Here is a 15,727-nt window from a genome sequence, read left to right on the forward strand (position 1 = left end):
TGCCGGAATACCAAGAATAGCGGCTACGTTCTCATCCGCTGCTACCGCACGGATTGCATGTTGCGCATTGCTCCACGGCACATAGGCAACCAGCCACGGACTGGGCGATTGTTTGGAGAAATCCGTCTGCGCAGCATCAGGAACAGCACGCAGATTGATGATACGCTCTTCCAGCGCGAAAACCCGTTTTCCGGCATAATGACGGCAGGTCAGCTCTATCAGCGGCGTATTGCGCTCGATATCAAGCTTTTTGCCGTCTGCTGCTGTGCTTTTACGATTAATCGATTTTTGCAACTCATAGCGATAAGGCAGACCCAACTGCTCCACCTCATCGCGAATATCGTGAATTTCCAATATTGCCGCCTGTGATTGCGGCTTGGAAACAAAACTGCCGGAACGGCGTTTCCGCTCAATCATTCCGGCCTTGGCCAGTTGCGTCAGCGCCTTATTCACAGTCATGCGGGAGCAGGAATATTGCTCGGTCAGTTCGTGTTCAAAAGGAATACGATAGCCGGGCTGCCACTCGCCGGAGAGAATGCGGCTCTCAATATCATCCAGAATCCGCTGATGCAGGGATGAAGCCTGTTCACTGTCTCCGGAAGAAATATCCTGCATACTCAGTTTTACCCGCTTTTCGTCAATATTGACTGGCTCAGCTTTCCAGAAGTTCATGTAAAACTTTACGAAAACCGGTCTCTGCCTGTTCATGCAGGTGATGACGGCCGTTTTCAACCTGTTTTACACCGCGCACCCAGACATGCGCCGGTTTGGCGCGGTTGGCAAAGATCATGCCATCCAGCACCATGTCGCCTTTTGCATGGGGGATACGGCTGACATCCAGCGCCACGAAATCTGCTGATGCACCGGTTTTCAGCCCCTGCCCGCGCACACCCATAGCGATATTGCCACCTTCAAGCGCACCATCAAACAGCGCACGACCGGTTGAACCTTCCGCAACCGCCATCACATTACGGGCGCGATGTTGCAGACGCTGCGAATATTCAAGCTGGCGCAATTCATCCCCCAAACCGATCAGCACATTGGAGTCTGAACCAATACCAAATTTGCCACCTGCCTGCGTGAACACTCCGGCATTGAATGTGCCGTCACCGAGATTGGCCTCAGTCACAGGGCACAGACCGGCGATCGCACCGGCTTTTGCCATGCCTGTTGTCTCGTCATCCGTCATATGGGTAGCATGGATCAGGCACCAGCGATCGCTCAAATCTGCACTATCCAGTAGCCATTCAACCGGACGCTTACCGGACCATGTAATGCAGTCTTCTACTTCTTTAACCTGCTCGGCCACATGAATATGCACCGGTGTTTCCGGCAACATTTGCGTGACGATTTTCAGCTCATCCGGCGTTACAGCACGCAGGCTGTGTGGCGCAACACCCAAAACCGCGCCTTCCATAGCTTTGAGCGCAGAGCTACAATCATCCAGCAAGCGCTGATATTGGTCTATACTATTGATAAACCGGCGCTGGCCTTCATTTGGAACTGCACCGCCAAAAGTTGAATGAGCATAGAAAACCGGCAGCAGTGTGAGGCCGATGCCGCTTTTATTGGCCGCTGATGCAATACGTTTGCCCATTTCGGCCACATCCGCATAAGGCGCGCCGTCACGGTCATGATGCAAATAATGGAACTCACCTACGCGGGTGAAGCCATTTTCCAGCATATCCACATAGAGGCGTAGTGCCACGGCTTCCGCCTGTTCCGGCGACATGGTCAGGGCAAAGCGATACATCACATCGCGCCAGCTCCAGAAACTATCGGCAGCAGGGCCGCGCTTTTCCGCGAGTCCGGCCATGCCATACTGGAAAGCATGGCTGTGCAGATTTGGCATCCCCGCGATGATCACCCCATGGCGCTCATCGCCCGATTGCGCCTGCACGCCGCTTTCAATGCTTGTAAATTTTCCGGCTTCAACCGTCAGGCGGACATTCTCAGCCCAGCCGCTTTCCGACTCGTTATTCAACAGAGCCTGTTGCGCATGGATGACATATTTTTGCTGAAGCACGGTTCTCTCCTCCTGAATCCGGTTTCTGCAAACAATGCAGAACCTGTGCAAAAATTTCCTTTGCCATTTTTTAATATGTATATACATTATAACCGGAGAGGGGAAGCGGGAAAAACACTCATGACAAAAGATACACGCCACCAGAGCGGCCATATTTTTACCAATGCGCGCGTTGCTACACTGCGTGCAAATGCGGATGGTCTCGGCCTGATTGATGATGCGGCAATCGTGGTTGAACAGGGCAAAATTGCCTATGTCGGCCCGCAATCCGAAATGCCTGCGCTCTATGCGGATTATCCCGCAACCAATTGCGAAAACCGGTTGATTACCCCCGGTCTGATCGACTGCCACACACATCTGATTCACGCGGGCAATCGCGCCCATGAATTTGAGCTGCGCCTCGAAGGTGCATCCTATGAGGAAGTTGCCAAAGCTGGCGGGGGCATTGTTTCTTCCGTAAAGGCGTTGCGTGCGGCCAGTGAAGATGATCTGGTACGCGAGAGCCTGCCGCGCCTCGATGCCCTGATTGCTGAAGGCGCAACAACCGTTGAGGTTAAATCCGGTTACGGTCTCGATACAGAAAATGAAATCAAATCGCTGAAAGCAGCCAGACGTCTGGCACAGGAACGTAATGTTGCGATCCGCACCACTTTCCTCGGTGCCCATGCGCTGCCGCCGGAAATGAACGGCGACAAGTCAGCCTATATTGATGTGATTATCAATGAGATGCTGCCTGCCATCGCCGCTGAGAAGCTCGCCGATGCCGTCGATGGTTTCTGTGAAGGGATCGCCTTCCTGCCGGATGAAATCGCCCGTGTTTTTGATGCTGCAAAGGTGCATGACCTGCCGGTCAAACTCCATGCAGATCAGCTTTCCAACCTGCATGGTGCCAAATTAGCCGCCTCGTATAATGCGCTTTCCGCCGATCATGTGGAATATACTGACGCGCAAGGTGCGCAGGCGATGGCCAAGGCCGGCACAGTCGCAGTGCTGTTGCCCGGTGCCTATTACTTCATCCGCGAAACCCAAAAACCGCCGGTTGAAGCCTTCCGTCAGGCAGGCACAAAAATGGCATTGGCTACCGATAATAATCCCGGTACATCTCCGCTGACCTCCCTGCTTTTGACCATGAATATGGGCGCAACCCTGTTCCGCCTCACTGTCGATGAATGCATTGCCGGTGTGACCCGTGAAGCTGCCCGTGCCCTCGGCATTCTGGCTGAAACCGGCACAATCGAGGTCGGCAAACATGCTGATCTGGCGATCTGGGATGTGCAGCGCCCTGCAGAACTTGTCTATCGTATTGGCTTTAACCCGCTCTGGAAGCGGGTTTTCCGCGGCAACTGAAAATTTATCCGAACACTCACACGTCATTCACATACACCTGAAGAAAGTATCCTCCATGAGCATTATTCTTAAACCAGGTTCCGTCCCGCTTGCCACGCTCGAAGATATTTACCGCAACGGCATCATTGCCCGTCTTGATCCGTCTTTTCATGCAGGCATTGCCAAATCCGCAGCCCGCATTGCGGAAATTGCCGCCGGTGATGCGCCGGTCTACGGCATCAATACCGGCTTCGGCAAACTGGCTTCCATCCGTATCGCCCCTGAAGATGTGGCCACACTCCAGCGCAATCTGATCCTGTCCCATTGCTGCGGTGTAGGCGCGCCTCTGGCTGAAAATATTGTGCGCCTCGTCATGTCACTCAAACTGATTTCGCTTGGTCGCGGTGCATCCGGCGTGCGTCCTGAGATCATTGCGCTGATCGAAGCCATGCTTGAAAAAGGTGTCATTCCGGTTATTCCGGAAAAAGGTTCCGTCGGTGCGTCCGGCGATCTGGCACCGCTGGCACATATGGCTGCGGCCATGATCGGCGAAGGTGAGGTTTTCTATCAGGGTGCACGTGTTTCCGCTGCTTCCGCATTGAGCAAAGCCGGCCTGACACCGGTTGTTTTGGCCGCCAAAGAAGGTCTCGCCCTGATCAACGGCACGCAGACCTCTACCGCTCTGGCACTGGCCGGTCTGTTCCGCGCTCATACAGCCTTGCAGGCAGCTCTGATTACCGGCGCTCTGTCGACCGATGCTGCCATGGGCTCCACCGCACCGTTCCACGCAGATATTCATAGCTTGCGCGGTCATAAAGGCCAGATCGATACCGGCGCGGCTCTGCGCAAATTACTCGAAGGCTCGATTATCCGTGACAGCCATCTGGAAGGCGATCAGCGCGTGCAGGATCCGTATTGCATCCGCTGCCAGCCACAGGTCGATGGCGCTTGTCTTGATCTGCTGCGTCAGGTCGCGGTTACACTTGAAATTGAAGCCAATGCGGTCACCGATAATCCGCTGGTACTTTCCGATGATACCGTGGTCTCCGGCGGCAATTTCCATGCCGAGCCGGTGGCTTTTGCAGCCGACCAGATTGCGCTGGCAATTTGTGAAATTGGTGCCATTGCCCAGCGTCGTATTGCACTGCTGGTTGACCCTGCCCTCTCCTTCGGTCTCCCTGCGTTTCTGGCGAAAAAGCCGGGTCTTAATTCCGGCCTGATGATTGCAGAAGTCACTTCCGCCGCCCTGATGTCGGAAAACAAACAGATGTCCCATCCGGCCTCAGTCGATTCAACACCGACTTCTGCCAATCAGGAAGACCATGTGTCGATGGCCTGCCACGGAGCCCGCCGTCTGCTGCAAATGACCGACAATCTCAATGCAATTATCGGCATTGAAGCCCTGACCGGTGCCCTCGGTGTGGAACTGCGCGGCCCGCTGGAAACCAGCCCTGAGCTGAAAGCGGCGATCGCCGTGCTGCGCACCAAAGTGCAGACGCTCGAAGTTGACCGCTATATGGCTGATGATCTGGCTGCCGCTGCGGAAATCGTGGCTGACGGCTCGCTGAATGCAGCGATCACGAGTGGTATTCTCCCTGAAGTATTCCCGTCATGATGACTAGTTTTAGAAATACTTCAGTTTTTTTAGCCGCATTGTCCTTACGCAAAACCGGTTCCCACTTTTGCGGGAAATGCTCGAGCCTGGAGGCCTAAATGAGCGCATTTGAAGTTCATCAGGGAACCTCGCCGGTCATTCTCGGCCTGCCCCATACCGGCACGGAAGTGCCGGAAGATATCTGGGTGCGCCTCAATGACAATGGCCGCATTCTTGCCGATACAGACTGGCATATTCACAAGCTCTATGACGGACTGCTGGACAATGTGACGACAGTGCGTGCCACATTCCACCGCTATTGCATTGATGCCAATCGTGATCCGGCGGGTGTAAGCCTCTATCCGGGGCAGAACACAACAACGCTGATACCGGAAACGGATTTTGATGGTCTGGCGATCTGGAAAGACGGTGAGCAACCGGCTGAGGCTGATATTGCCGATCGCATCAGTCGTTTTCACAAGCCCTATCATGAAGCACTGGCGGCAGAGATCGAACGCGTTAAAGCCATTCACGGCGTGGCCATTCTCTATGACTGCCACTCGATCCGCTCGCATATTCCGTTTTTGTTTGAAGGCACTCTGCCGGATTTCAACATCGGAACGGATAATGGCAAGACCTGCGCACCGGCCATTGAAGCAGCAGTCATCGGTGTAGCGAAACAGGCTGAGGGTTACACGTCCATCCTCAACGGCCGCTTCAAAGGCGGCTGGACAACGCGTCATTACGGCCAGCCGGAAACGGGCGTGCATGCCATTCAGATGGAACTCGCGCAATCGACACATCTGACGACAGAAGCCGTGCCTTTTGCCTATGACGAGGCCAAGGCAGCCAGATTGCGCAGCCATCTCAAAAACATTTTGCAGCAGCTTGAAGCCGCCGCTGCCAATCTCAAATCTAAATAAGGGAACATTCGATGACTAATCCGCGTCACAATGAACGTGAAATCCGTCCTGCAACCGGCACGGAAATCACCGCCAAAAGCTGGCTCACCGAAGCGCCGATGCGCATGTTGATGAACAATCTGCATCCTGATGTTGCCGAGCGTCCGCATGAGCTGGTGGTCTATGGCGGTATCGGCCGCGCCGCCCGTACATGGGCAGATTTTGACAAGATTGTTGCCAGCCTGAAAGATCTGGAAGGCGATGAAACATTGCTGGTACAGTCCGGCAAGCCGGTCGGTATTTTCCGCACCCATAAAGATGCGCCGCGCGTTCTGATTGCCAATTCCAATCTGGTGCCGCATTGGGCAAACTGGGATCATTTCAACGAGCTGGATAAAAAGGGACTGGCTATGTATGGCCAGATGACCGCCGGTTCGTGGATTTATATCGGTGCGCAGGGCATTGTGCAGGGCACCTATGAAACCTTTGTCGAAGCCGGTCGCCAGCATTTCGGCGGCAACCTCAAAGGCAAATGGATTCTCACCGGCGGCTTAGGCGGTATGGGCGGCGCGCAGCCGCTGGCGGCTGTGATGGCCGGTGCCTGCTGTCTCGCGGTTGAGTGCGATGAAACCCGCGCGGATTTCCGCCTGCGTACCCGCTATGTCGATGAAAAAACCCACAGCCTTGATGAAGCGCTGGCACGTATTGATGCGTGGACAAAAGCCGGTGAAGCCAAATCCATTGCGCTGATCGGCAATGCGGCAGAGATTTTCCCTGAACTGGTGAAGCGCGGCGTTAAGCCGGATATCGTCACCGACCAGACTTCCGCGCATGATCCGGTCCATGGCTATCTGCCAATCGGCTGGAGCGTTGCCGAATGGCGTGCAAAACAGGAAAGCGATCCGAAAGGCGTTGCAAAGGCAGCGCGCGCTTCGATGAAAATTCAGGTCGCCGCGATGGTTGATTTCTGGAATATGGGCATTCCGACCCTCGATTACGGCAATAATATCCGTCAGATGGCGCTGGAAGAAGGTCTGGAAGACGCATTTGCCTTCCCGGGCTTTGTGCCTGCCTATATCCGCCCGCTATTCTGCCGTGGTATCGGTCCGTTCCGTTGGGCTGCGCTCTCCGGCGATCCGGAAGATATTTACAAGACTGATGCCAAGGTCAAGGAACTGCTGCCGGATAATAAGCACCTGCATAACTGGCTGGATATGGCGCGTGAGCGCATTGAGTTTCAGGGGCTGCCAGCCCGTATTTGCTGGGTTGGCCTTGGTGACCGCCATCGTCTCGGTCTTGCCTTCAACGAAATGGTCAAGAACGGCGAGCTGAAAGCACCGGTTGTGATCGGCCGTGACCATCTGGATTCCGGCTCGGTGGCTTCGCCAAACCGCGAAACAGAAGCGATGAAAGATGGCTCTGATGCCGTGTCCGACTGGCCGCTGCTCAATGCCCTGCTCAACACCGCATCCGGTGCCACATGGGTATCGCTGCATCACGGTGGCGGCGTTGGCATGGGCTTCAGCCAGCATGCGGGCATGGTGATCTGCGCTGATGGTACGGACGATGCCGCCCGCCGCCTTGAGCGCGTGCTGTGGAATGACCCTGCCACCGGCGTGATGCGTCATGCCGATGCCGGTTATGACATTGCAGTCGACTGCGCCAAGGAACAGGGCCTGCGCCTGCCGGGTATTCTCGGCAACTAAACACTTAATGAAAGGCAGCCTTTGAGGGGGCTGCCTTTCAAATTTCTAGTTCCGGCTTTGGGAGAGGCCGTATCACACAAGGACAAAAAAGCATTTAGGATCACGGAATCTCCTTCTGCATGAATAACAATAATCAGGGGTAATCATGACAGATACAACAATCGGCAGCAGCGGCGGCTCGCGCGGCGGAGCTGCTCTCAAACTCATCTTTTTCAGTTTTATCGGCATTTTCTTTTTCTTTGTGCCGGTGACGATCGGCGGCAAATCCACCATTCTGCTCGACCATGCAGCGACCGCTATCGCCACACAATTACGGCCTGCGGCGCTGACTTTTGTCTGCCTGCTGATAGCCTATGGCGCGCTCAGCCCGTTTGTCCGCGGGACATGGAACAAAAACCTGACCGAGACGATCTTCTCCGTTTTGCGTGTGCTGGGTCTTGTGCTCACAATCATGTATCTCGCCGGTGTCGGACCGGCATTGCTGTTTACGCCGGATATGCTGCCGTTTCTTTTTGACAAGCTGGTGCTCTCCGTCGGTCTGATTGTGCCGATTGGTGCCTTGGCACTGGCATTTCTGATCGGCTACGGATTGCTGGAATTCACCGGCGTGATTGTGCAGCCGGTAATGCGCCCGATCTGGCGCACACCGGGTTGGTCAGCGATTGATGCGGTGGCCTCTTTTGTCGGCAGCTATTCGCTGGCTTTGCTGATTACCGACCGCGTTTACCGCGAGGGCAAATATACCGCGCGTGAAGCGGCGATTGTTGCCACCGGCTTCTCGACTGTTTCAGCAACTTTCATGATTATTGTCGCCAAGACACTTAATCTGATGGATGTATGGAACCTGTATTTCTGGACAACCTTCTTCGTGACTTTCATCGTTTCGGCGATTGTTGCGCGCCTGTGGCCGCTGGCCAAAATGGATCATCCGGCCACCCGCGACACACCGCTGCCGAAGGGTAAATCCCGCATCGCAACCGCGATTGATGCCGGTCTGGAACAGGCAGAAAAAGCGCCTCACATTCTGCCGATGCTGCGTGCAACTTTCCTCGACGGCTTGCGTATGGCCTCGATGATCCTGCCAAGTATTATGGCTGTTGGCCTGCTCGGCCTGCTGGCCTCCAAATATACACCCGTCTTTGATGTATTGGGTCTCGCGCTCTATCCGTTCACATGGATTGCCCAATTGTCAGAACCAATGCTGGCGGCGAAATCCATGGCTTCAGGTCTGGCTGAAATGTTCCTGCCTGCCATCCTGCTGAAAGATGCCGATGTGACGCTGAAATTCGTAGCTGCAGTGGTTTCCGTCTCGCAGGTATTGTTTCTCTCGGCCTCCATCCCTTGTGTGCTTGCAACTTCAATCCCGCTCAAATTCCGTGATCTGATCGTGATCTGGTATATCCGCACGGCACTCAGCATTCTGCTGACAGCGCCTGTGGCGCTCTGGGCAGTTTCAAACGGCTGGTTACAATAAATGCAGCTTCTCAAAAATCATCAGCACCGCCGGATGCCGTGGAAGAACGGCGGCGGTGTAACCGTTGAAATCGCGGTTTTCCCTGCCGATGCGTCAGTCGATAATTTCGACTGGCGTATCAGCACCGCAACGGTAGCCAGTGACGGGCCGTTTTCGGTTTTTACCGGCATCGACCGCACTCTATCCGTACTGGAAGGCGACGGGATTATCCTGTCTGTTGAAGGGCTGGACGATCAGGAACTGAAGGGCGAGACGCCGCCGTTTTCCTTCCCTGCCGACAGTCCAACCAGTGCGAAATTGCTCGGTTCTGCCATCACCGATCTGAATGTGATGACGAGGCGCGGGCGGTTTACACATCAGGTCAGTCGTCATCAGATTTCCAGAGAGACAGCTGTGTCCCTTTCCGGCGCAACCGTGCTGGTCTTTTGCAGCAGCGGTACAGTGCAGGCCGGTGAGATACAGCTTGAAGTCAATGATTGTCTGCGGTTAGAGCAATGCATCAATGCAGAGCTTCAGCTTTCCGGCAGCGGCACAGTCTTTGTGATTGCGCTTAATCCAGCCTGATCAGCCAGCCATGTTTTGCAGGTCGCAATCATGGTGCTCACAGGCTGATCGCAGGACAGCATCAGTGTCGCCGGTTCGCCTTGCGGGTTTTCAAAACTGGCCAGTTGTGAAGTGAGTAAAGATGCGGGCATGAAGTGCCCGTGTCTCGCCTGCAAACGCGCAGCAATCATGGCGGAATCGCAGGTCAGGCAAATGAAATATAAAGGCTCGCCGGTCTGCTCACGCAGCAAATCCCGATAGGATTTTTTAAGCGCTGAGCAACTCGCCACCGCACCTTCAGGCAGTGCTAAAATCTGCTCGGAAACCGCCTGAAGCCAAGGCAGGCGGTCAGCATCATCCAACGGCTCACCCGCCTGCATTTTCGCTATATTTTCAGTCGGGTGCAGATCATCGCCTTCAATAAAAACCAGTGCCAATGTCTGCGCCAGAGCACCGGCCAGAGTAGACTTGCCGGAACCGGAAACGCCCATCACAATAATACGCACCGGTTCCTGTTTGCTCATTCACTGTTCCGTTATTTACGGCAGGAAATCATTGGTAAAATACGCGGAGAAATCCGGTTTTTCCTGCACAACAGCACCTTCTTTATCATAGAGAATCTGCGCTTTAAATAAAAACTCGCCCATAGCATTCATGGTTTCAGGGCGCATTTTGCCGATTGTACCATCACGGTCACGCAGGAAATGCCCGTCATTGAGAGCCTTCAGCGAGGCACGGATCAGCTTGTCATCGGTCAGCACATCCTGATTGCCGCGAATGAGCATATCCGCCGCTTCATCCGGATGATCGGCAGCAAAAGCATAGCCGCGTTGTGTGGCACTCAGGAAGGCTTTTGCCGCATCAGAATTTTCACTGAGATATTTGCCTGATGAGACCAGCAATGTCGTATGCTGATCCGGCACACCATAATCAGAATAGCGGAATGCCCGCTGTTTCACACCTTCAAGCTCGTTTTTCACGCCTTCCCATGTCACGATTTCCAGTGTGAAATCCACAGCGCCATTGGCCAGCGCCTCATAGGCCGAGGTGCCGAGTGTCACAATTTCAAACTCACCTTTACCACCATCAGCGCGGATCATACTGGCAATCATCCTGCGCTCCCAGTTGGAACCAAAACCGGCATAGGTTTTGCCGTCGAGGTCTTTCGGAGACTGAATGTCCTGCCGGTCATCCATAAAGACCAGACGGCCGGTTTCATGCTGCACAACTGCATAGGTTCCGACAAGATCAGCACCTGCAGTGCGCTGCGCGAAAAGACCGGTAGAACCGACAATACCGAAATCCGCCGCGCCACTGGCGACCAGCACACCCGCCGATGTATCGGAATAAGGCAGGATCGTTACATCCAGCCCCGCTTCTTTATAAAAACCCTGATCGCGGGCAATGAACATGCCGATATGATTGGTGTTCACTGTCCAGTCGAGGGCGACAGTCACTTTTGCCGGATCTTTGGCGAAAGATGTGACCGGCAGCAGGCTCATTGCACCGGACAGAGCCAGTCCGGATAACAGGCGGCGGCGATTGAGAATTGCCATGATTATTTCCTTACACATTCAGGAGGAGATCTAGAATTTCGGCTTCCAGCGAGGCAGCTTTTTCCAATGCGGTTTTGTGCATAGAGTCCCGTCTCGGGCGCGGCAGATCGACAGTCACCTCATGCACAACCCTGCTCGGGCGTGCCGACAACACATAAATCCGGTCTGAGAGATAAACGGCTTCACGCACATCATGGGTAATCAGCAGTGCCGTCCAGCGATGACTCTGCCACATGCTCTCCAGCCAGTGCTGCATCGAAGCGCGGGTCAGAGCATCCAGCGCACCGAAAGGCTCGTCCAGCAGCAGCATTTTCCGTTGCTGGACAACTGTGCGCAGCAAGGCTGCCCGCTGGCGCATACCGCCTGATAATTCCGCCGGATAGGCCTGCTCAAAACCGGCAAGGCCGAATTCCTCAAACAATGGCTCAGCTAATTGGCGGGCATCCTTGCGGCTCATGCCCTGCACTTCCAGCCCCAGCGTGGCATTGTCAATCATCCGCCGCCACGGCATCAGCGCATCGCGCTGCGGCATGAAAGCGAAAGCATCGCGTGCCTGCGCCAATGGTGCCCCGTCAAACATGATGCGCCCTTGCGAGAGCTGTTCCGCACCGGTCAGCAGATTGAAAATCGTCGATTTACCCGCACCGGACGGCCCTAAAACCGAGACAAACTCGCCTTCCGCCACATGAAGGGAAATATTGCGCAGAACTTCCAATGCGCCAAAGGACTTGGCGACAGATTGCAGTTGCAGACGTGTCATTGCCCTGCCCCCCGTTCTGTTTTCAGCCACGGAGCGACCCATTTCTGCACCAGCAATGTCAGACCAAACAGGCTCAAAGTCAGCGTAGCACTGATAAACACCGCAGCCAGCACCAGATCAGGCCGGAAGTTATTTTTGGCATTGAGAATATAGATGCCCAGCCCTTTCAGCGCGCCCGCATATTCAGCAAATATCGCACCGACAACCGCATAGGTAATTGAGATGCGTAAGCCTGCGAAGAAGTAAGGCAAAGCCGAAGGAATGCGCGCTAGGCGGAAAATCGTCCATCTGCCTGCGCCCATTGAGGCCAGCAAATGCTCAATTTCTTTATCTGTCGCGGCGTAGCCCTGCACCAGTGCCACAAGCATCGGGAAAAATGTGACCAGAGAGACCAGCAGAATTTTCGGCAGTAAACCAAAGCCGAACCACAGCACAATCAGAGGTGCAATGGCTATCAGCGGCAGGGTCTGACTGATAATGAAAACCGGAAACAGCGCCCGCCGTAACAGAATATACCGGTCAATCAGCACGGAGAGCAGACAGGCAGTGATGACCGAGCAGCTGAAGCCGATCAGCGTTGCGCGGATTGTCGGCAGCGTATTGTCCCACAAAGCCTGACGATGCAGAAACATCTGCTGAAGAATTCGGCTTGGTGCAGGCAAGACGGAAGGTGCGATGCCTGACAGCGCGACATAGCTTTCCCAGAACAGAAAGATCGCACTGACCGACAAGATGGCGGGCAGAAATGTAGCGATATAATCAGACGATTTGCATGCAGATTGCGGGCAATCTGCAGCGGCAGCTTGATAAACAGACATGATAAAATTCCGGTGACAAGAATACGGGTAAAACTTGCAGCGAAATTCTTCAGGTCAGCCGGAAATAGCCCGCCGGAATTACCGTGACAGTATTAAGGGAAATTTGTGCGCCAGAAAACATGGTCCGCCTCGCTCCGCTAGTATTACCCAGATCAGCTTTAGAGTCCGCCAGTTTGACACTAGCATCTCAGCCCCGGCACTACGGAGCCCCCCTGTGGATGCGCGAGATTAAGCACATATTGCAGTCGTTTGAAAGGGTATAAATAAAAACGGCGCATATGATTGCTCACATGCGCCGTTTCATTCCAATTTTCAGAAGAAATTATTTCTTTACTTCAGCAGCCACTGTATCCAGTGCCTTGGCAAAAGCGCCGACCATTTCATCAACCTGTTTTTCATTGATGATCAGCGGCGGGCAGAATGCAACAGTGTCCAGCATATTGCGGCAGATAACGCCATTGTTCAGCAGCGCAGCATTTGCCATCAGGCCAAGATTACCGGCTTTTTCAAGCGGTTCTTTGGTCTGCTTGTCAGCAACCAGTTCAACCGCTGCAATCAGACCCTTGCCGCGCACTTCACCCACAAGCGGATGATCGGCAAGTTCACGCAGACGCTTCTGCATATGCGCGCCGACTTCACGGGCATTTGCAACCAAATTATTTTCTTCAATAATCTTGATATTTTCATTGGCAACAGCTGCGGCAACCGGATGCGCACCACCGGTATAACCATGACCGAAAGTACCGATACGATTGCTCTCGTCAGCCAGTGGTGCAAAGACTTTTTCATTCACTACAAGTGCCGAGATCGGCAGATAAGAGGATGAAAGCTGCTTGGAGAAGACCATAATATCCGGCTGCATTTTGAAGGTCTCGGAACCGAACATATTACCGGTACGGCCGAAACCGCAGATCACTTCATCCGCAATCAGCAGAATGTCGTATTTCTTCAGAACAGCCTGAATTTTACCCCAATAGCTGTCCGGCGGCACCACAACACCACCGGCACCCATGATCGGCTCGCCGATGAATGCAGCAATGGTATCAGGGCCTTCTGCCAGAATCATTGCTTCCAGATCAGCAGCCATACGGTCGGTGAACTGTTCTTCCGTTTCACCCGGCAGTGCCTCGCGCCAGTAATGCGGGCAGGATGTGTGCAGAATATTGGCAATCGGCAGATCGAAAGACATCTGGTTTGCAGGCAGGCCGGTGAGGCTTGCAGCAGCAATGGTCACACCATGGTAACCGCGCTTGCGGCTGATGATCTTTTTGCGCTGCGGCTGGCCGAGTGCATTGGAACGGTACCACAGCATTTTAATCGCGGTATCATTGGCCTCGGAGCCAGAATTGGTGAAAAACGCCTTGCTCATCGGCACCGGCGCCATGGTCACCAGCTTCTCCGCCAGATCAATCACAGGGCCGTGGGATTTATGGCCAAAATTGTGATAATAAGGCAGTTTCTGCATCTGTTTGGTGGCAGCATCCACGAGACGCTGTTCCGAGAAGCCTACGCCCACGCTCCACAGACCGGCAAGACCTTCAATATAGCGCTTGCCGTTATTGTCCTCGACATAGATCCCGTCACCTTTTTCAAGGATCATCGGTCCGATTTCCTGATGACGACGCGCATTCGTATAGGAATGAAGGTGATACTGAATATCACGCGCTTCAGGTGAATTCGGCTGCTTATCCATAGTTCCCTACCTGGTTTATTTCAGAACGGTTTTTGTTTTCCGAACCGGAAACCGTTCATCGCTTTGCTCGGCGCAGTTCTAAGCTAAAACCGGTTCCGCTTTTGGCTTAAAACTGCTCTGAAATTTCTCCGCTGAAGCGATGATCTGAAATAAAATCCCGCCTCCCATTTGATGCATCATGTTTTTTATATAATAGTTTGTCAAGCATATCGCAGAGCCCAATTTATTGTTGCGACAGGCTTGATAAACAGCGTAATCAATAACATTGCCGTGATTTTATTCATGGTTATGATGAGTCATTTTATTCGGAACATTTCCGGCAAAACAGGGCCGGATATGAAGTGAGATCATAAAAACAGAACAGTTCGCTCACTGCGGGGGACATATCTTGCATGAATGGCATTTCAGAACTTCAGACGCTTGAACACCATAATCTCGGCGAAATCGTCTATCGCAAACTCTCTCAGGCGCTGATGCGCGGACAATTCGCGCCGGATACAAGGCTGACAATCCGTGAATTGGCAGCATCACTGGGTACCAGTGTCACGCCAGTGCGCGATGCATTGCTGCGGCTCATTCAGGATGAAGCGCTGATTCAGAAAACACCGCGGGATATTCGCGTACCGGTGCTGGATCAGAAAAAATATGAAGAAATCCGCGCCATCCGTGTGCGTCTTGAAGGACTTGCCGCCAGACAGGCAGCTCAACAGGCCAGTAAAAAAGACATAGCCCGCCTCTGGAAACTGGTCGAAGATAATGACAAGGCTATGAAAAAGCAGCTCTGGGGCGATGCCTTGGCGATGAACCATATTTTTCATTCGGCCTTGGTGGAAGTAGCCGACATGCCGGTGCTCAATTCCATCATCAACCGGCTATGGCTGCAAATGGGACCACTGATTGCCGATGCCTATAAACATGGCGGACGGGCAATGATTGATGACCATTATAAAATCGTGGAGGCGATTGAAAATCGCGATGCGGATGCTGCGGAAGCAGCAATCGCTCATGACATTCTGACAGCCAGCGATCTGATTATAAGCCGCATCCGCTTGCACAGTCCGGACAGCTGATCCACAATCTTTTTCAGGCTGAACGGTTTGCCCTGACAAAATCCTGACAATTCATTTGCCCGTTATGCACAGTCAGCGGATTTATCATTACAAATCGTTAAGCTTGGTAAAAAAACAGTTTTCTTGCTTTTTTTCATCGCCAAGCTGTGACAAGACTGCAAACACGGCATGACAGCCGGTGTTTGTCAGGAGTATGTTTTATCTCTCCGGTGTCTTGATTTTATCGCATTGTTGCGCGCATCCGGTGAGAATACCGGGC

Annotated in this window: 14 protein-coding genes and 1 riboswitch; of the genes, 7 read left to right on the top strand and 7 right to left on the bottom strand. The window is 53.6% G+C overall.

The window, feature by feature from the left end; translation table 11 throughout:
* Both A918_RS0102800 and A918_RS0102805 read right to left on the bottom strand, forming a co-directional pair.
* Positions 1-615, bottom strand: a 615-nt coding sequence (locus A918_RS0102800) for a UTRA domain-containing protein (protein WP_033315836.1), incomplete at its 3' end; no start/stop codon positions are given.
* Between the two features lie 37 nt (positions 616-652).
* Entirely contained in the window at positions 653-2,026 is a 1,374-nt protein-coding gene (locus A918_RS0102805; RefSeq protein WP_022709586.1) for a formimidoylglutamate deiminase, read from the bottom strand.
* A gap of 120 nt (positions 2,027-2,146) precedes the next feature.
* On the opposite strand from A918_RS0102805, the gene hutI reads away from it, so the two are divergent.
* From hutI to A918_RS0102835, 6 genes are all read left to right on the top strand, one after another.
* Entirely contained in the window at positions 2,147-3,373 is a 1,227-nt protein-coding gene (gene hutI / locus A918_RS0102810; protein WP_028233295.1) for an imidazolonepropionase, read from the top strand.
* Between the two features lie 55 nt (positions 3,374-3,428).
* The gene (gene hutH / locus A918_RS0102815; protein ID WP_028233296.1) at positions 3,429-4,967 is read left to right on the top strand and encodes a histidine ammonia-lyase; all 1,539 of its coding nucleotides are present in this window, start codon (positions 3,429-3,431) and stop codon (positions 4,965-4,967) included.
* A gap of 98 nt (positions 4,968-5,065) precedes the next feature.
* On the top strand, positions 5,066-5,869 hold the full coding sequence (hutG, locus tag A918_RS0102820) for an N-formylglutamate deformylase (protein ID WP_022709588.1): 804 nt from the start codon (positions 5,066-5,068) through the stop codon (positions 5,867-5,869).
* Positions 5,870-5,880: 11 nt separating this feature from the next.
* Entirely contained in the window at positions 5,881-7,554 is a 1,674-nt protein-coding gene (gene hutU / locus A918_RS0102825) for a urocanate hydratase (protein ID WP_022709589.1), read from the top strand.
* A gap of 145 nt (positions 7,555-7,699) precedes the next feature.
* Complete coding sequence (locus A918_RS0102830; RefSeq protein ID WP_022709590.1) at positions 7,700-9,028, top strand: YjiH family protein; 1,329 nt, start codon at positions 7,700-7,702, stop codon at positions 9,026-9,028.
* Positions 9,029-9,592, top strand: a complete 564-nt coding sequence (locus tag A918_RS0102835) for a HutD family protein (protein WP_022709591.1) — start codon at positions 9,029-9,031, stop codon at positions 9,590-9,592.
* Here the strand turns inward: A918_RS0102835 and A918_RS19245 are convergent.
* The 5 genes from A918_RS19245 to A918_RS0102860 all read right to left on the bottom strand — a co-directional run bounded on the left by A918_RS19245 (position 9,541) and on the right by A918_RS0102860 (position 14,398).
* Positions 9,541-10,095 carry a gluconokinase gene (locus A918_RS19245; RefSeq protein ID WP_022709592.1) on the bottom strand — a complete coding sequence of 185 codons (555 nt, stop codon included), beginning with the start codon at positions 10,093-10,095 and terminating at the stop codon, positions 9,541-9,543. The genes A918_RS0102835 and A918_RS19245 overlap by 52 nt on opposite strands.
* Before the next feature lie 15 nt (positions 10,096-10,110).
* Positions 10,111-11,127 carry an ABC transporter substrate-binding protein gene (locus A918_RS0102845; protein ID WP_022709593.1) on the bottom strand — a complete coding sequence of 339 codons (1,017 nt, stop codon included), beginning with the start codon at positions 11,125-11,127 and terminating at the stop codon, positions 10,111-10,113.
* A gap of 10 nt (positions 11,128-11,137) precedes the next feature.
* The gene (locus A918_RS0102850; RefSeq protein ID WP_022709594.1) at positions 11,138-11,887 is read right to left on the bottom strand and encodes an ABC transporter ATP-binding protein; all 750 of its coding nucleotides are present in this window, start codon (positions 11,885-11,887) and stop codon (positions 11,138-11,140) included.
* Positions 11,884-12,705 carry an ABC transporter permease gene (locus A918_RS0102855; protein WP_022709595.1) on the bottom strand — a complete coding sequence of 274 codons (822 nt, stop codon included), beginning with the start codon at positions 12,703-12,705 and terminating at the stop codon, positions 11,884-11,886. The genes A918_RS0102850 and A918_RS0102855 overlap by 4 nt, the downstream gene beginning before the upstream one ends.
* 111 nt (positions 12,706-12,816) lie before the next feature.
* Positions 12,817-12,929: riboswitch (TPP riboswitch) on the bottom strand.
* Between the two features lie 98 nt (positions 12,930-13,027).
* Entirely contained in the window at positions 13,028-14,398 is a 1,371-nt protein-coding gene (locus tag A918_RS0102860) for an aspartate aminotransferase family protein (RefSeq protein WP_022709596.1), read from the bottom strand.
* A gap of 401 nt (positions 14,399-14,799) precedes the next feature.
* Between A918_RS0102860 and A918_RS0102865 the strand changes: the two genes are divergently transcribed.
* The gene (locus A918_RS0102865; RefSeq protein ID WP_028233297.1) at positions 14,800-15,468 is read left to right on the top strand and encodes a GntR family transcriptional regulator; all 669 of its coding nucleotides are present in this window, start codon (positions 14,800-14,802) and stop codon (positions 15,466-15,468) included.
* Positions 15,469-15,727 lie beyond the last annotated feature (259 nt).

The organism is Pseudochrobactrum sp. AO18b (assembly GCF_000409565.1).
Classification (GTDB): Bacteria; Pseudomonadota; Alphaproteobacteria; order Rhizobiales; family Rhizobiaceae; genus Pseudochrobactrum; species Pseudochrobactrum saccharolyticum.